The 17,972-nt window shown below is 48.4% G+C and carries 15 protein-coding genes; 12 read left to right on the top strand and 3 right to left on the bottom strand.

The window, feature by feature from the left end; all coding sequences use genetic code 11:
- Positions 1 to 8 precede the first annotated feature (8 nt).
- The 9 genes from GKG41_RS04555 (at position 9) to deoD (ending at position 10,528) form a co-directional block, all read left to right on the top strand.
- Entirely contained in the window at positions 9 to 2,141 is a 2,133-nt protein-coding gene (locus tag GKG41_RS04555; RefSeq protein WP_154257385.1) for an ADP-ribosylglycohydrolase family protein, read from the top strand.
- Between the two features lie 2 nt (positions 2,142 to 2,143).
- Complete coding sequence (locus tag GKG41_RS04560) at positions 2,144 to 4,240, top strand: ADP-ribosylglycohydrolase family protein (protein ID WP_154257386.1); 2,097 nt, start codon at positions 2,144 to 2,146, stop codon at positions 4,238 to 4,240.
- 11 nt (positions 4,241 to 4,251) lie between these two features.
- On the top strand, positions 4,252 to 5,160 hold the full coding sequence (locus GKG41_RS04565; protein ID WP_226903059.1) for a carbohydrate kinase family protein: 909 nt from the start codon (positions 4,252 to 4,254) through the stop codon (positions 5,158 to 5,160).
- Positions 5,154 to 6,068 carry a nucleoside phosphorylase gene (locus GKG41_RS04570; protein ID WP_154257387.1) on the top strand — a complete coding sequence of 305 codons (915 nt, stop codon included), beginning with the start codon at positions 5,154 to 5,156 and terminating at the stop codon, positions 6,066 to 6,068. The genes GKG41_RS04565 and GKG41_RS04570 overlap by 7 nt, the downstream gene beginning before the upstream one ends.
- A gap of 47 nt (positions 6,069 to 6,115) precedes the next feature.
- A complete protein-coding gene (locus tag GKG41_RS04575) occupies positions 6,116 to 7,255 on the top strand; it encodes an SIS domain-containing protein (RefSeq protein ID WP_154257388.1) in 1,140 nt (379 codons plus the stop codon).
- An 11-nt stretch (positions 7,256 to 7,266) separates the two neighbouring features.
- The gene (locus GKG41_RS04580) at positions 7,267 to 7,674 is read left to right on the top strand and encodes a secondary thiamine-phosphate synthase enzyme YjbQ (RefSeq protein WP_072849004.1); all 408 of its coding nucleotides are present in this window, start codon (positions 7,267 to 7,269) and stop codon (positions 7,672 to 7,674) included.
- A gap of 74 nt (positions 7,675 to 7,748) precedes the next feature.
- Entirely contained in the window at positions 7,749 to 8,696 is a 948-nt protein-coding gene (locus GKG41_RS04585) for a nucleoside hydrolase (protein ID WP_154257389.1), read from the top strand.
- A gap of 9 nt (positions 8,697 to 8,705) precedes the next feature.
- On the top strand, positions 8,706 to 9,827 hold the full coding sequence (locus GKG41_RS04590; protein ID WP_226903060.1) for a nucleoside 2-deoxyribosyltransferase: 1,122 nt from the start codon (positions 8,706 to 8,708) through the stop codon (positions 9,825 to 9,827).
- On the top strand, positions 9,824 to 10,528 hold the full coding sequence (gene deoD, locus GKG41_RS04595; RefSeq protein ID WP_154257390.1) for a purine-nucleoside phosphorylase: 705 nt from the start codon (positions 9,824 to 9,826) through the stop codon (positions 10,526 to 10,528). Before GKG41_RS04590 ends, deoD begins: the two co-directional genes overlap by 4 nt.
- 185 nt (positions 10,529 to 10,713) lie before the next feature.
- Here deoD and GKG41_RS04600 read toward each other — a convergent pair whose 3' ends face one another.
- Positions 10,714 to 11,829 carry a J domain-containing protein gene (locus tag GKG41_RS04600; RefSeq protein WP_154257391.1) on the bottom strand — a complete coding sequence of 372 codons (1,116 nt, stop codon included), beginning with the start codon at positions 11,827 to 11,829 and terminating at the stop codon, positions 10,714 to 10,716.
- Positions 11,826 to 13,559, bottom strand: coding sequence for an Hsp70 family protein (locus GKG41_RS04605; protein WP_154257392.1), 1,734 nt, complete (start codon positions 13,557 to 13,559; stop codon positions 11,826 to 11,828). Before GKG41_RS04605 ends, GKG41_RS04600 begins: the two co-directional genes overlap by 4 nt.
- 189 nt (positions 13,560 to 13,748) lie before the next feature.
- On the opposite strand from GKG41_RS04605, the gene GKG41_RS04610 reads away from it, so the two are divergent.
- The 3 genes from GKG41_RS04610 to idi all read left to right on the top strand — a co-directional run bounded on the left by GKG41_RS04610 (position 13,749) and on the right by idi (position 16,720).
- Positions 13,749 to 14,783, top strand: a complete 1,035-nt coding sequence (locus tag GKG41_RS04610) for an aminotransferase class I/II-fold pyridoxal phosphate-dependent enzyme (RefSeq protein WP_154257393.1) — start codon at positions 13,749 to 13,751, stop codon at positions 14,781 to 14,783.
- A gap of 89 nt (positions 14,784 to 14,872) precedes the next feature.
- Complete coding sequence (locus GKG41_RS04615) at positions 14,873 to 16,165, top strand: FAD-dependent oxidoreductase (protein ID WP_154257394.1); 1,293 nt, start codon at positions 14,873 to 14,875, stop codon at positions 16,163 to 16,165.
- 45 nt (positions 16,166 to 16,210) lie between these two features.
- Positions 16,211 to 16,720, top strand: a complete 510-nt coding sequence (gene idi, locus GKG41_RS04620; RefSeq protein WP_154257395.1) for an isopentenyl-diphosphate Delta-isomerase — start codon at positions 16,211 to 16,213, stop codon at positions 16,718 to 16,720.
- 87 nt (positions 16,721 to 16,807) lie between these two features.
- On the opposite strand, the gene GKG41_RS04625 is transcribed toward idi, so the two are convergent.
- The gene (locus GKG41_RS04625; protein ID WP_154257396.1) at positions 16,808 to 17,710 is read right to left on the bottom strand and encodes a LysR family transcriptional regulator; all 903 of its coding nucleotides are present in this window, start codon (positions 17,708 to 17,710) and stop codon (positions 16,808 to 16,810) included.
- Positions 17,711 to 17,972 lie beyond the last annotated feature (262 nt).

A 17,972-nucleotide genomic window follows, 5' to 3' on the forward strand; every position in this document is an offset into this window, starting at 1 on the left:
AAGAATATATGGAAATAAATCGAATCAAAGAGGACATCTACGCGGGTGTATTGGGAAAGATGATAGGAGTCTATCTGGGACGTCCCGTGGAGGGCTGGACCTATGAAAAAATCCAGAAGTACTTTGGAGAGATCTACTATTATAAGAATCATAAGACAGGAGCGCCCCTGATTGTACCAGATGATGATATTTCGGGAACCTTCGCGTTTTTCAGAAGTTTGGAAGATAACGGCTATGATCCTGAACTCACGGCGGAAGCCATCGGCGATACCTGGCTGAATTACATTATAGAGAACCAAACCATTCTCTGGTGGGGAGGTCTTGCCAGGAGTACAGAACATACCGCATATCTCCGGCTGAAAAACGGAATAAAAGCCCCTAAAAGCGGTTCAGTGGAATTAAACGGGAGAAGCATGGCCGAACAGATTGGCTCAGAGATCTTTATTGACACCTGGGCGCTGGCAAATCCCGGGAATCCTGAGCGCACGGCAAGAATGGCAAAGGCTGCAGCCAGTGTAAGCCACGGGGGAGTTGCCATTGACGCAGCAGTTTATCTGGCGGTGATGGAATCCATGGCATTCGAGGAGAAGAACATAGACGCGCTGCTGGATGGCGCAATGGAGTATGTGGACAACCAGGAGTTTAAAGACCTGGTACAGGAACTGCGTGCCCAGTGCGCAGGTACAGATGACTGGCATCAGGTGCGCCGGTGGATTGCAGACAATCACGGATACGAGAAATATCCGGGGAATTGCCCTATGATTACCAATCATCTGGTTGTCTTAATGGCTCTGCTTATGGGAGGAGATGACTTCCACAAATCCTGCATGATTGCCTGCAGTTCCGGATGGGACACGGACTGCAATTCCGGCAATGTAGGCTGCCTGAACGGGATCCGTCTGGGGCTCGAGGGATTTCAGAAAGGAAACGACCTGAGAAAGGCAGTGGCAGATCGGATGTATATTGTAACCAGTGACGGCGGTTCCTGCATCTCCGATGCTGTTTTGGAAACACGTAAGATTGTAAAGGCAGCGGCTGCACTGAACGGAGAAGAGGTTTGTCTGCCCGGGGAAAGGATGGCATTTGAATATCCGGGTTCCGTGCAGGGTATTATCCCTTATGACAAGGAAACGGAAGAACAGGTGCTCACCAGAATTGAGAATACCTTTGATTCTACCGGAGAATACGGATGCAGGCTCTCTTACGAGAGACTGGGTGCAGGGGTGCATGCCTCTGCCTGCGTGGATACTTTTGTGGATTTGAAACCAAAGGGGAAGGACGGCACCAGCTATTTTGATGTGCTGTGTTCGCCTACTCTGTACAGCGGCCAGACGGTTACCGCCTGCGTAAAGGCTGAGGACGCACAGAATCCTGATTTCAGGTTTTTTATAGAATATTTTAATGAAGAAGATGAACTGGAGGTGCTTAAGAGCCCCGTGTTTGCACTGGAAAGGGGAGAGAACCTTCTGACCTGGGAAGTGCCGGATACAGAGGGACATGCCATCTACCGTTTGGGTATTGCTCTGACCAGTCAGACGTGTGTGGACGGAAGTATTATTCTGAAAACGCTGGACTGGTCCAATGTTCCGGTACGCTATACTATGGGGCGTTCCATGGAGATGACGCCGTCCCTGACTCCGTGGACAACGAAGACCTCCTGGCTGGCTACCTTTGTATCCTCTGCGGACTGCTATTGTCCGGATTACACAACCACCTTTTCTATCTCTCACAGCGGTCATAACGGAGTGGTAACCACGGGAACCCTGGACTGGGATAATTACTCTGTGAGCTCTGCCCTGACTCTGGGACAGCAGGAGGCTGCAGGACTTGTGGCAAGAGCAAAAGGCCACAGAAGATATTACGGTGCGGTGCTCACCAACGGACAGGCAGTAATCTATCGGCAGAAAGACGGGGAGAGGATTACCGTTGCAAGTGAAAGTTTTGACTTTGAATCAGGCGTGGATCACATTTATAATATGAAATTCACTGTGAATAAGGATACCCTTACCCTGTATGTAGACGGGAAGGCGGCAGTATCTGGGCAGGATGAAGCTTATACCTGCGGGGGCGCCGGATTTGTGGTGGATTACGGTGCGATTTTAGCAGACAGATTTGAGATAATAAGAGTAAAAGGAGAATAGAAATGGCTGTTACCCAATTCAGAAACCAGATCTACTCAGGTGTTCTGGGCAAGCTTATTGGTGTATACCTGGGGCGCCCGGTAGAAGGCTGGAGTTACGAAAAGATTCAGGATACCTTCGGGGATATTAAATATTATGTACACGAGGAAGTGGGAGTTCCCCTGATTGTAGCGGATGACGATATATCAGGAACCTTTGGATTTTTCCGGGCCCTGGAGGATAACGGTTATGACAAGCATCTTCCGGCAAAGGCATTTGGAGATACCTGGCTGAACTATATTATTGAAAATAAAACCATTCTCTGGTGGGGAGGTCTTGGCCGCTCCACAGAGCATACGGCATATCTGAACCTGAAAAACGGCATGGAGGCTCCCCAGAGCGGTTCCATAGAGACAAACGGGAAAACGCTGGCAGAGCAGATCGGAGCACAGATCTTCATCGATGCCATCGCCATGGCCTGCCCGGATAATCCGGATCTTGCGGTGGAGCTGGTGAAAAAAGCTGCCAGTGTCAGCCATGACGGGATTGCAGTAGAGGCTGCCTGCCATCTGGCAGCTCTGGAAGCTATGGCGTTCACGGAAAAGGATCTGAATGTTTTGCTGGATCGGGCAGAAACGTACCTGTCTAATGAACAGCTTATCGCTATTATCCGCGATGTGCGGGAGATCTGCAGCAGGGAATCAGACTGGAGAGCTGTGCGGGAGTATCTGAACCCCAAATATGGCTATGAAGTTTTCCCCGGCTGCTGTCATATGGTGCCTAATCATGCCATGGTGATTGCCTCTATCCTTCTGGGAGGAGACGATTTCCAGAAATCCATCAGCATTGCCTCCTCCGCGGCCTGGGATACGGACTGCAATGCGGGTAATGTAGGGGCATTTAACGGAATCCGGCTGGGGCTTGCCGGCATCAACGCAGGGGCTGATTTCAGAACACCAGTGGCAGATCTTATGTATGTAGTGACCTCCGACGGCGGATCTGTGGTGACCGATGCAGTGATTGAAAGCAAGAGAATTCTGAAAGCTGCAGCTATGCTGGCAGGGGAGGAAGCTGAGATTTCCCCTGAGAGGTTTACCTTTGAATTCCCCGGCTCTCTTCAGGGATTTGCCCCCTGTACCTTTGCCCATGGGGCCATGGCACAGGTGGAGCTATCCAATTACAATGAATTTACTGAGGGAAGGAACGGACTGGTTATCGGGTGCAGGCATGTGGCCGATGGGGTGACAGCGGATGTATCCACCCAGACTTTTATTGACTTTTCAAAGCTGGCGGCCAACTTCTCTACGGTGGCCTCTCCCACCTTGTATTCCTCTCAGAAGGTGGTTACCTCTGTAAGCCTTATGGAAGAGGGTGAGGTAAGTCTTCGTCCGTATATATTATACTATGACATTGATAATGTGGAGCAGGTGATCTACGGAGAACCCGTGGTTGTTACAAAAGCAGTGAATACCTTCTCCTGGACAGTTCCGGATACTCAGGGAATGTCTATCTTTAAGCTGGGATATGAGATTTCCAGCGAAAAGCGGTTTGACGGGCACGTGATTCTTCACTCCATTGATTGGAAGGGCGCTCCGTCCAGGTTTGCCCAGCGGGGAATGCTTATGACCTCCATCTGGAATACGAATCCCCTGTGGCTGGCTGGGTTTGCAAGCTCTGCCGTACAGTTTGCCGCAGACTTTAAGTATACGTACTGTGTCTCAAACGTGGAAGATGACGGCCTGGTGACTATTGGAAGCCGGGAGTGGGAGGACTATACGGCAGCATCCACCCTTCATTTTGCCCTGCACCAGTCCGGCGGACTGGTAGTCAGAAGTGTGGGACACCGCCGCTATTACGGGGCTGTGCTTCAGAACAAAAAAGAAGCGGTTATCTATATGCAGAAGGACGGTCAGAGAACCATACTGGGCACCGCGCCTTATGCCTACAAAGAGGATCTGGGGTATGAGTTAAAATTCTCTGCCCATAAAAATCAGCTGTCTCTCAGTGTGAACAATGAGACGATCCTTACTGCTGAGGACGATACCTATACCTGCGGCGGGGCAGGCTTTGTGATATCAAGGGGAACCATGACCTGTGACAGCCTGATTATCTCAGAGTAGGGGGTGCAGATGTGGATTATATAGTTGCATCAACTGCAGTGACAGACGAGATTCGCTTTTCAGATGGAAAAACAGTGGAAAAGGTGGCCGGAGGTGCCGGAATCTACGCCCTGTGCGGTATGAAGCTGTGGAGTGACAGCGTTCTTCTGGCGACGGGGGTAGGGGCCGATTACCGGGAGATCTACGGAGAATGGTATGAAACAAACGGGATCTCCATGGAGGGGCTTCTTGTAAAAGATGAGAAAACCCCTCATACCGTCATCCAGTACTTTGAAGACGGAGAACGGACCGAGACTCCTCTGTACGGACCAGACCACTACAAAAAAATAGAAATTACCCCTGAGGATCTGAAACCCTATTTTTCTGCTTCCAAAGGAATCTATATTTTTAAAAACGACAGCCCGGATTTCTGGGAGAAGATTTTGGAGATGAAGAAGGAATCTTCCGCGGTGGTAATGTGGGAAATCGCTAATGACGCCACCTGCCTGGAGAAAAAGAAGCATGTCAGGGAGATCGCATCCCGCCTGGATATACTGTCAATTAATATGACAGAAGCCAGGGCGCTTCTCGGCCTGGAGAAGAAGGAAGATATTATACAGGAATTTCAGTCCTGGAATCTGAGGCTTGTATTTCTGCGTCAGGGAGCCAGGGGAGCTGTCATGATTACCCCGAAAGAGGCTGTGGAAGTACCTTCCTGCCAGGGGGTAAAGGTAATGGATCCCACAGGCGGAGGCAACAGCTCCTCGGGAGCTGTCTTATGTGGATACTGCCAGGGACATTCCCCGGCAGAATGTGGAAGAATGGGCAGTATTTCTGCCGCAATGTGTATATCTCAGTACGGAGTGCCTAAAAGAATACAAAAAGAGGAACAAGAAGAAGCACTCCGTCTATTAAAATCCATGGAGGATCAGACATGTTAAGTGATGAAATGCGAAAAAAACCATCTATTCAGCGGATGCATAAGCAGTATGAGTATTATAAAAATGTACCGGAAAAGGGCTTGGTGATAAAGGGGCGTCCCGCGCTTACCCAGATCGATCATACAAAGGTAGGCGACTTCGTTTTGATTACCGTAAGGGATCCTCTGTGTGCCTATGATGAGGACCCGGCAAAGAAAATTGCAGACCGTCTGGAGAATGCGGAGCTAATTGGCAATTCCGGAATGTTTACTACATATTCCGGCACATACAAAGGAGCCCGGATAACTGTTGTAAGCGGAGGAAGCGGTTCTCCGGAGATGGAATTAATTCTCTATGATTTCATGGAATATACAGATGCCTCCACCTTTCTCAGAGTCGGAGGTTCCGGAGGCCTGGGAGACCAGGTACATCCCGGTGATGTGGTGATTGCCAGCGGCGTGGTGCGGGAAGAAGGTATGACAAAGGCATATATTCCCGCTGCCTACCCGGCCGCCAGTCACTATGAGGTAATTAATGCTATGGCGGCTGCGGCGGAGGAGTTAAAAGCTCCCTACCATGTGGGCGTTACCCTTTCTGTAGACAGTGATTTTGTGGGTGGCGGCCGGCCGGGTGTGGGAGGATACCTACAGCCGTGGAACATAGAAACTGCCGGGATTTACAACCGTGCCGGGGTGCTTAACGGGGACAGAGAATCTGCTGCTATTGTTACCCTGTCGGCATTATTTGGCCGCAGAGGCGGATCTGTTTGTTCCGTGGCAGATAACCTTTGCACGGGGGAGACCTTCTCTGAAGGGGCAGGGCATAATTATGCCATTGATATTGCGCTGGAGGGATGTGCAGTGCTCCAGCAGATGGATGAGAAAAAGAGAGCTGCCGGGAAGAAAAACTGGAATCCCACGCTGTGGTAACAGGACACAAAGAAACAGACTGTTTGGAAGATATAAGGGAGAAATTTATGAGTAAATATGACAATCCAATGAGCCGTCAGGTATTCAGCCTGCCGGATCTGATTGAGACACAATACGACGATTTAGAAGAAAAAGCGAGGCTTGTTCTGAGCTTCCAGGAGATATTCAATATCCAGAGAATTGTACTCACAGGATGTGGTGACTCCTATGCGGCATCTCTGGCCGCCAAACCGATCTTTGAGATGCTCACAGGAATTCCCACAGAGGTGGTGACAGCCATTGATCTGAGCCGCTATTACTGTGAAAAGCATATGGGGGTTGACTGCAGAAATCCCCTGGTAATTGCGGTGAGCAATTCCGGAACAGGAGCCAGGGTTGCAGAGGCCGTACAGCGCGCCAGGCTCCATGGCTGTTATGTGCTGGGAGTCACAGGAAATGAGAAATCCCCTCTCGGCATGCATTCCGACAAAATCTTAAAACTAAACATCCCGGAATTTGAGGGTGCGCCGGGAACCAGAAGCTATATGGTAAGTGTGATGTCTCTTCTTCTTTTGGCCATCCGCTTTGGAGAGGTGAGGGGCAGCTATACCATGGACCAGGCTATGGACTATCGTTTTGACATGAGGGCACAGGGAGAGGCACTGAGAAAGCTTCTGCCTCAGATGGAAAGCACTTGTGTGAAGGCAGCTGAGGAGTGGAAGGACTTTCCCTACTATGACTTTGTGGGAGCCGGATTCGACTATGCTGCTGCGTGGTTTGGCTGGGCCAAGATGCTGGAGGCCACAGGAAAGGTGGCTATGCATATAAATTCAGAGGAATGGTTCCATCTCAACTTCTTTGCAAGGGATGCCAGAAATCTGGGAACCGTTGTGGTGGGCAATACGACGAATCCAGGCCTGAGCAGAACCAAAGAGATGGTACACTATGCCAATGTCCTGAAACGTCCGCTTCTTGTTGTTACGGATGGAACCAAGGAGGATTTCAATGGAGAAGAGGGAACTTATGTACAAGTGCCCGCTCCCAAATATCCCCTGAATATGCCTCTGACCCAGTTTGCGCCTGTCTGCCTGCTGGCCGGTTATATCTCAGAGATGATAGGTGAGAAGTACGGCCGGGGCTGCGAGGGGGACTGGTCCTTTGCAGAAGGAGGAGCAGGAGTGAAAAACAGCGAGATTATTGTGAAATAGGGGGAAGTCAAATGCTTAAGAATTATAAATTAGAGACAGTATACAACGGGGTTCATGACATTACAGAACAGTTGATTCAGGCGGTAGAGGAGAGCGGCGTGCAGGAGGGTACTTGTCTGGTATACAATCCTCATTCAACGGCAGGGCTGGCTGTATTTTCCCCCTGGGATCCGGATGGGTTTGTGGATTTGGACGAGGAAATTCGAAGGCTGGTTCCCACAAGAATTGACTTTAAACACCAGCACGATACCCCGCAGGATGCTGCGGGACATATTAAGTCTGCTCTCTTGGGGGTATCTGACGGATTTATCATTCACGAAGGAAAACCGCTTATCGGCGGCTCCCAGCATCTGTATTTTCTGGAATTCGACGGCCCCAGAAAGAGAGAGTTTTTTATAAAAATACAGCCAGATGTATAGAACTGGTACAGGAAAAAGAAGAAAACAGCCGCTTGTGCGTCTGTAAAATGAATAAATAAAGAAAGAGGTGCGGTATGAAAAAGATTATATTAGACTGCGATCCAGGTATGGACGATTCCATGGCAATTGTAATGGCGGCAAAATCTCCGGATCTGCAGCTCATGGCGGTAACTACAGTTAACGGCAACTACCCGGTTGATGTCACCTGCGTAAATGCCAGAAAAACACTGGAATTGCTTGGGCGTACAGACATTCCTGTGGCAAGAGGACTGGCAAAGCCTATTATCAGAGAATGCCCGAAGGATCCTTTTACCCACGGAACCGACGGACAGGCAGAGAATCACCTTCCGGCACCGGCCATGCCGCTGAGCGAGCTTGACGCTGTAGATCTTATGATAAAGATTATAAAAGAGAACCCGAATGAAGTGTACATCATTTCCACAGCGCCAATGAGCAATATCGCGCTCGCTATGATAAAGGCACCGGAGATCAAGGAGATGATACCGGCGATCTATGCAATCTCCGGTTCGTTCGGATTGAATAAGTATGCATTCTTAAACGCTACGGGGGATACACCCCAGAGTGAGTGGAATGTATACGTAGATCCCGAGGCGGCGGACCTGGTGTATAATTCAGGCGTAAAATTAGTAGCTCTGGGACTGGACGTAGCTACCCATTTTGATGTGGACTTCAGCGATGATGACCTCAAAAAAATGGAAGAGAGTGATAAAAAAGAGGCAAAGTTTCTTCTCAATGCCATCCATTTTATCCGGAACAGAGGATTTGACGCCTACTGTACAGTGATAGACTGTATGGCGGTTGCCTATGCTATTGATCCTACTCTTGTAGAAACCATGGAGGCTCATGTAGGGGTAGAGACAAAAGACGGACTCACACTGGGAATGACAGTAATTGACAGACGCCACCATTTTGTATGGGAGCACCTGCCTTTGATCCAGGTAGGCTGTAAGGCAGACTGCGGAAGGTTCCTGCAGCTTTTGCTGGAACTGGTACTGAAATAGGAGGAGACTATGCATCAGTATGAAATGTTTAATGGGGAGGCAATCTATATTGCCGGACCTGAGTGCTTTTATGTAAATGGATACGATTCCCTTGGGGCGATGCGGAAAGAGTCTGAGTATTATGGGTTTGAGGTTACCCTTCCAAACGATAATCCTCTGAATCTGGAACATGAGGATCTGAGAAAGAATGCAGATGAGATTTTTGAGAACTGCGCCAAAAGTATGAATGCATCAACCGTGATTATAGCCGATCTGGAGACCTTTCGGGGGTGTGAACCGGACGGAGGCAGTATCTACGAGATCGGCATGGCCTATGCCAGGGGGATCCGCTGCTACGGATACACCAGAGATTTGAGAAATATGGTTCACAAATACCCTCTCGCGGTACTCAAAGACGGGGTGGTATATGACCACGACGGCAGAGTGCTTCCTTACCAGGACCTTCCCTTCTCCCCCTGTGTGATGGCTTCCTGCAGGGTAATTGAGGGCGATTATAGTGACTGTCTGAAGCAGCTGAGGCTGGACATACACGAGGAGCAGAAGGAGTCTGTGATCCGCAGCAGGAAAAAAGAAGCCTTTGTACCCGGCCCCACCCTGGAAAAGCAGGAAAAACCAGTGGTTTATCTTGCCGGACCGGAGCGCTATGACAGTGACGCTGAGCTTCTGTACGAAAAAAGAAAGGCCCTCTGTGAGTCCTATGGACTTCAGGTGTTTACCCCTGCAGATGACGCTCCTGGTGTGGAGAGGATTACCAGCAGGGATCCTTATCTTCAGGCCTACAATGATTTTGACCGCTGGCAGCAGCATGTGCGCAACTGTGACATCATCCTGGCAAATCTAAATGATTTCCATGGCTGGGAGCCTAACAGCGATACCTCTTTTGAGTGCGGCATGGCCTGGCAGCTGGGCAAGCGGTGCTTCGGCTATATGGACAGTACAGAAATAATGAGAAAGCGGATTCCTCATTATGGGGAAGATAAGAATAACAAAGATATCTATGGAAATGATGTAGAGAATTTTAACTATCCAATCAACCTGATGTTCTCCTCATCCATGCCTATTCTGGAAGGGAATTTTGAACAGGCTTTGGAGCAGATGGCAGAACAGCTGAAAAAGGAGGGAATCTTATGAGTACACCCCATAACGCAGCCAACCCCGGAGACATTGCAGACAAGGTCCTTCTCCCGGGAGATCCCCTGAGAGCAAAATTTATTGCCGAGAATTTTCTGGAAAACCCTGTCTGCTACAATGAAGTAAGAGGCATGTATGGTTTTACTGGAACCTATAAGGGAAAAAAGGTTTCTGTGCAGGGCACTGGTATGGGAATGCCGTCCATGTCTATTTATGCCAATGAATTGATGGAGTTTTACGGTGCAAAGCGTCTGATTCGAGTGGGCACTTGCGGAAGCATTCATCCGGAAATTAAATTAAAAGATGTGGTAATTGCTTTGGGAGCCTGCACCGATTCTAATATGAATCATGACCGTTTCGGAACCATTTCCTTTGCGCCAACAGCCAGCTTTTCCCTTTTAGACGCAGCCTATCAACTGGCAGTAAAAGAAGGGATGCCGGCAGTGGTAAGAAATGTATTCACCAGTGATAAGTTTTACGATGACAGGATTAAGGAAAAGACACAGCTGATGGCAGATTATGGTGTGGCGGCTGTGGATATGGAGACCTGCGAACTGTATTCACTGGCGGCAAAACATGGAGTAGAGGCGCTGACGCTGATGACAGTAAGCGACTCCCTGGTGACAGGGGAGGCCTGCACGCCGGAAGAGAGACAGACTACATTTCAGGATATGATGAAGATTGCGCTGGAGATTATATAAATACTGCAGATGACGTTATATAACAGATAGAGTGTATCCGGTCCCGTACCCAGGATGAACGATGAGCTGATACAACGGGCTGGCCGGCTTTTGACTGCATACAGTCAGGATATTATGAGAAAATTAATATAGTACTAATAAATGCCTCTTATCCGGTTCGTAACCGGTAAGAGGCATTTATAACTCTAAAATCTCTTGTTCTTGTTTTTTACCCAGACTGTCAACGACCATATTCCGGCAATTAGCCCATAAAAAATTCCAAAGCAGAGTACCCCATAGCAGACATTGGCCAGAGACTGGCTTCTCATGACGCCAACCTCAATCTGATTGCCTGCAAGAACAAAGATACTCACAAGAATCAAAAGCAGTGCAAACAAAGCATTTTGATACGCCATGTTCAGCCGCTTACGGATACTGACGAAAAGCACAAGGAATCCCAGGGTAAGAATGCCTCCGAGTAAAGAAACCGGTATTTCGGCTCCGCTGCCATGTCCTCCCCGTCCCAGGAGAATCCCGGAACCAAACATAAGAATGACAGCGCCGGCGGAGAAGGCATTTTCTCTGGATCTGACCTTCACCCCCTGATACCTGGAATCCAGTACCCCATATATTTTTTCATAAGCTCCTCTGGGGGGCTTCTGGAACTTGGAAATATGAAAGGCTTTGTCGTGGAGCTTCCATATCGGACGTTTCATCTGCCTGCATCCTGAGAGAAAATCTGCATAGGCGTCCAGGAATACCTGAGTATCCTTCAGACGGAGGAACTGTGCGCTGTTCAGGAATTCATTCCAGGCTTTTATATTGGATCTGGTACGTGCATCCTCTATGAGGGAGCGTGCTTCTGAAACCAGAGCTTCTGCGGCCTCTGCCGTCTGCCGAAGGCGCTGAAACTTTTCCTGTTCAAAAAGCTGCTCATAGTTATACATATCCCCGGTGTCTTCCTCTGAGGAATCTGCCGGCTCATCTGCAGGGTATAGGAAGGAGGGCACTCTGTCAGAAGATGCATCTCCGCCTGCAGCTCCAGGATGATATAAGCCGGATGACGCAGGGGAAGATCCTCCTGAGTGGTGTGGATTACGGGGAGCAGATGCAGAAGGGGCATGGCCGGTTGCAGGAGCGGACGGCGGGATATTTCCTGATTTCGCGATTTTGAGAGCCTCCCCGTAGGCTTCGTGCAGTCTCTGGAATTCCTCAGGAAATTCTTCCGGGTGATAGACAGCGGCCAGCCTGGCATAGGCTTTTTTTATCTGCCGTACATCAGTGGTAGGCAGGATTTCCAGAATATCAAACGGGTTTGTCAATCTTCATCCTCCTCGTACCTATCCTCTTCATAATAATACAGGAAGGGATCTTCTGATTCCAGAGCATCCAGGGTATCTTTCAGCTGCTGCTGTGCCTCCTGCTGCTGCCTGCGGGACCCGTGCTCCAGCATCCACTGGAACTGAGTTAAGGCTTTGCGGACATATTCCCTCCGTTCCTGCACACATTCCACATAGAGGCGTTCGCCTCTGGCCATCAGCATCTTATTCTCTGCCTGATCCTGGGGAGCTGATTTTAATTTTTCCAATTCTTTCATTCTGGCTTCTATCTGCGTGTCGCTCATATAACTGTCTTTGGGAATGACCTCTTTCTGTACATGCATTTGGGTCATGGGCACGAATGCCTCTGTCTGGAGTATTCCATTGATATCATACGTAAAGCGGACTTCAATGGGTACGGCGCCCTGCTTTCTTATAGGAAGAGAGATCTTCAGCTCTGATAGTTTCCGGTTATCCCTGGCATAGTAGGAGTCCCCCTGATATATATTGAATTTTACAAAGCTCTGGAAGTCCCGCGCAGTAAAAAAGGTCTTCTTTTTTGAGCAGGGAAGGGTAGAATTCCGCTCTATTACCGGTTCAAAAAGAGGTTCTGACGGGTTTTGCTCATTGACCACATCGGTGCCGATTGAGAAGGGACAGATATCGGTGAGCAAAAGTTCTTTTATGCCTTCCTCCCTGGACTTCATAGCTGCCGCAAGAGCACAGCCTTTGGCCACTGTTTCATCACAGCGGATGTCTACAATGGGCCGGCGCCCGAATAAATGCTCCAGATAACCCTGTACCACAGGCATTTTACTGGAGCCGCCTACCATTATTACCTGACTGATTTCTTCCAGAGTATAATTGCTGTCAACAATGGCCCGCCTGAGAACCTCCTGCATCCGAAGAAATATAGGACCGCTGATATCTAGAAGCTTTTGGCAGGTATATGAGGAGCTATAGTCTGAGCCATGCAGATGCAGGCTCATCTGTGCTTCCTCCTGCTCTGTCAGCTTGTGTTTGCACAGGAGAGCCTGCTTTTGCAGCAGGGCCTTGGACTGTGGGTCCAGCTTATCCGCAGACAGGTGATGCTCGGCACAAAAGTTTTCTGAGAGAAGACCCTGGAAGTCATCTCCTCCCAAATGATTGTCTCCGGAAACAGAAAGAATTTCTATAATATTTTCAAAACTATCTACAATTGAGACATCCAGTGTACCCCCGCCGAAGTCAAACACCAGAAATACGGCGTCTTCCATTCCCTGCTGGAAGCGAGCCCACAGGGCGGCAGCGCTTGGTTCGTTGATAATGCGTTCCACCCGTATTCCGGCCAGGGCTCCGGCCCTTTTCGTGGCTACCCTCTGTTCATCTGTGAAATAGGCGGGAACACTGATAACTGCCTCCTCCACAGGCTCTCCCAGATAGGACTGTGCATCAGCTAAAAGCTGGCGGATGACAAAGGCGCTGAGTTCTTCCGGGAGATATTTTTTTCCTCCCAGACAGCATACTTCCTTCTGTCCCATGAGCCGTTTAAAACTAAAAGCAGTGGCTTTTGGGTGGGTGATCAGGCGCTCTCTGGCAATCTGGCCTACGAGTATCTTTCCTTCCTCGTCCACAGAGACCACAGAAGGAGTCAGTGTTTTATGAAATTGATTGGGGATTAGGATACATTCCCCATCCTTATAGACGCTAATCAGAGAATTGGTGGTTCCCAGATCAATTCCCACAATGGCCATAGAATAACCTCCCTGTTATGTATGATCCAGGCTTCCCTGCCGTGATTGTGCATGAGGGGAGCCTTACACATACATTTTACTACATTATCTTACAGGTTGTAAATGAAAGCCAGCAATTGGATTCCTATAGAAAGTCTGCTATAATCAGAGAAACAACGTAAAACCATACCATACCGGAGGGAATGCAAGATGATTTATTTTAACTGTGATTATAATGAGGGGGCGCATCCGGCTATCTTGGAGATGCTGGAGAAAACCAATTGGGAACAGACCATAGGATACGGCATGGATCCCTACTGTGAAAAGGCAAGAGAGCTTATCCGCAGGGAGTGCCGCGCACCGGAGGCTGACGTTCACTTTCTGGTAGGGGGCACGCAGACCAATACCACAGCTGTTTCTTCTGTGCTCAGGCCTCATCAGGGAGTGATCAGCGCAGAGAGCGGTCATATCCAGGCGCATGAGACTGGTGCCATTGAGGCCTGCGGCCACAGGGTGATAACCGTTCCGTCAAAAGACGGAAAAATAACGGCAGAGCAGATTCACAGGATCTGGACCGGCCATTGGGAAGACAGCAATCACGAGCATATGGTTCAGCCTAAGATGGTATATCTGTCACATCCGACAGAATCGGGAACGCTTTATTCTTTAGAGGAACTGGAGGCTGTCAGCAATATCTGCCGGGCGTGCGGGATGTATCTTTACCTGGACGGGGCCAGACTGGGCTACGGCATCTGCGCCAGGGACAGCACCGTGAGCCTTCCGGATATTTCCAGATTATGTGATATCTTTTATATCGGGGGAACCAAGCAGGGGGCACTGTTTGGAGAGGCCTTAGTAATAACCAATACTGATTTGAAACCGGATTTCCGTTATTTTATCAAACAAAAGGGCGGGATGCTGGCAAAAGGAAGACTGCTGGGGCTCCAGTTTATTGCATTATTTGAGGATGGAATCTACTATCAGATTGCGGAGCATGCGGACAGAATGGCGGACTGTATCCGGGAAGCCTGTGTCAGAAAAAGGATTCCGTTCCTGTTTGAGACAAAAGCAAATCAGCTTTTTCCGGTTTTGACTCATTCTCAGGTTAAAAAGCTGGAAAAAGAATTTGTACTTTCCCTGTGGGAAAAACTGGAGGGAGACAGATACGGGATGCGGATCTGTACCAGCTGGGCTACAACAGAAGAACAGGTTCAGGCACTAACTGTGGCAATTGATAAGCTGTAATATCTGCTTTAATTTAAAGATATTCCCATCCCGGGGAATATCTTTTTTTGATTCTGCGTACCATGATAAATAGCAGGAGGAGAAGAGATATGAATAGAGTAATCATCGCAGGGGGCGGATGGTCAGGATGTGCGGCGGCTGTTCAGGCTAAGAAAGAAGGAGTGGATGTAACTCTCCTGGAACGCACAGACATGCTTCTGGGAACCGGACTGGTGGGGGGGATCATGCGCAATAATGGAAGATTTACTGCCGCTGAGGAAATGATTGCCATGGGAGGGGGTGAACTTTTCCAGGTGATTGAAGAGAACCTGAAGCACAAAAATATTAGTTTTCCAGGCCATGAACACGGGGACTTATATGATATCGGGCAGATATCGGGAGCTGTATCCCGTTTTCTGAAAGATATGGGGATTCATATTTATACCAAAAGCAGAGTTCTTCATGCAGAGATGAAGGACAGGCGGATGATAAACGTTACGGATACTGAAGGGAATTGCTACAGCGGGGACGGATTTGTGGATGCAACGGGAACTGCCGGGCCAATGAACAATTGCAGTAAATACGGTAATGGCTGTGCTATGTGCATTCTTCGCTGCCCAAGTTTTGGAGGGAGAGTATCGCTTACCAGTCTGGCCGGAGTGCAGGAGAAAATGGGTAGAAGGCCAGGAGGGGCTGTGGGATCTATGAGCGGTTCCTGTAAGCTTTATAAAGAATCCCTGTCTTTGGAGATACAGGAACTTCTTGAAAGAGATGGGGTGGCTGTTGTGCCCGTTCCCCCAGAACTGGTAGAAGATCATCTTGAGAAAAAATCCTGCCAGCAGTACGCACTGCCGGAGTTTCGGGAAAACCTGGTAATATTGGATACAGGGCATGGAAAGCTGATGACGCCTTACTTTCCTCTGGAAAAACTGCAAAAAATCCCGGGGTTTGAAAACGCCAGGTTTGAAGATCCTTATGCAGGGGGAAAAGGAAATTCGATGCGCTACTTTGCCATGGCTCCCAGGGACAATACACTGAAGGTAGAGGGGGTTGACAATCTCTACTGCGCAGGGGAAAAGGCAGGCCTTCTTGTTGGACATACAGAGGCCATCGTAACAGGCGTTCTGGCGGGACATAACTGTGCGAGGAGGATACAGGGGAAGCAGCAAATCACACTGCCGGATACGCTGGCAATCGGAGATATGATTTCTTTTGTAAAACAGGAAATGGAAACCCCCGAGGGGATGGAAAGAAAATATACATTTTCCGGCTCCTGTTATTTCCAGAGGATGAAAGATAAAGGGCTTTATACCACAGATACGTCTTTGATTCAAAAACAGGTAGAGGAGGCCGGACTCTCCGGGTATTTTTCCCACAGCGGAAAAAAGGATTGTGTTTCCTGAAACCTTATCATATAATCAAGAAAAAGATATGGGAGGAGAGACAGTATGGAACCAAAGGTAATAGTAGTAGATTATAAAGATAACCCCATGGGAGAGATGAACAAAAGCGAGGCCCACGCATCACCGAATCTTCACCGGGCATTTTCCGTCTTCCTGCACAAAGACGGCAGAGTCCTGCTGCAGAAAAGGGCAAAAGACAAATATCACTGCGGGGGACTGTGGACCAATACCTGCTGCTCTCATCCCCGTCCAGGCGAAGAAACCTTGGAAGCCGCCAGGCGCAGACTTTGGGAGGAAATGAAAATCACAGCAGGGGATTTGGAGGAGATCCATTCCTTTGTATACTATTACAGCTTTCCTTACGGAGTGACAGAGTTTGAATACGATCATGTAATAATCGGGGAATACAGAGGAACTTTTGAGTTGAATCCCGAGGAGGCAGAAGAGGCAGCGTGGGTGGAGAAAGAAGAACTTCTGCAGGATATGAGGGAGAATCCACAGAAGTATACGCCGTGGTTTCTGATTTGTGCTCCGGAAGTAGTAAAGAGAATATAAAAGGGGACAGGGCAGTTCGAGTTTGGGACACCCCGAACCTATTTTGGGACGTGTTCTTTTTAGAAAGAACACGTCCCCTTTTTACGTTTATCCTCTGGTTGGCGTTAATCCCGTATCAATAAAATAGTGATACAGAAGATCTGCCTGGTGAGAGATATCCCCATGCTTCAGCTTTACGATCCCGATGGTAGTTGTCATTGCCTCCTCGAATGGTATACATTCCAGATTGGGAAAGAGTTCTGTATTCACCATATCTTTGGGAAGTATGGTGAATCCGAGCCCTGCGTCAACCATATTCAAAAGATAAAGGTGCCTTGAGGTGGTAAAGGCAATGTTAGGCTGAAACCCTGCCCTGGCGAACTGATCCAGGCAGAGGTGGTAAATATCGGACTCATGACTCAGTACAACAAATGGAGACTCTCTGAGCTCTTTGAGCGTCAGGGGATGCCCTTTTAGTTTTTGCCCATTTTTTTTGGAGCAGACAAGAGTGAATTTGTCTTCCTGAATGGGGCAGTACTGGTATTGCTCTGAAACAAGATAATTCAGCCGCAGGATGGAAAGATCGATTTTTCCGTTATCCAGCAGTTTGAGAAGTTCCGATTGGTTTGCCTCGGTAATGTTTATCTGTATGGTATGCATGGCGTCCTGAAAAGTGGCAAGCTGCTGGGCAATATGATAATCCTGCATCAGCGGGAGAGTCCCGAAGTAGACGGTCTCTGAAGCCGCATCTTTCTGCAGATAGGACATTTTTGTCATCAATTCTGTGTATGTACGGTTAAATTTCTGTGCGTATTTTAAAAAGATTTCTCCCGCCGGTGTCAGAGAAACTTTATTATTGGAGCGGACAAACAGCTCCAATCCTATTTCCGCCTCCAAAGCCTTAATCTGTTTTGACAAAGATGACTGAGAAATATACATCTCATCAGCGGCGGCAGAGAATCCCCCGAATTCCAAAATTGCTAAAAAATCCTTAACCTGAGCAATCGTCATCTTTCATTCCCCCATTCTTTCTATATATGTATAGGTGTTATACATATATCTTATCCTTTCTATTTTACAGCTTTCCCTGAAAATTTCCACTGCTTTTTGTTATTTTAAGTGATTATTTCTATTTATTGTCTAATTAGGCAATTCCGTTTTGGAATGGCCAGGTGATGAAAGTGAATTGTGCACAAAAACCTCAAGTGATATACTAAGTGTGTCGTCAAAAGAGTAAAAAAGTGCACTATGAAAAAGCATAAAAATAAAAAGT

It is taken from the genome of Lactonifactor sp. BIOML-A5, from assembly GCF_009677585.1.
GTDB lineage: Bacteria > Bacillota > Clostridia > Lachnospirales > Lachnospiraceae > Lactonifactor.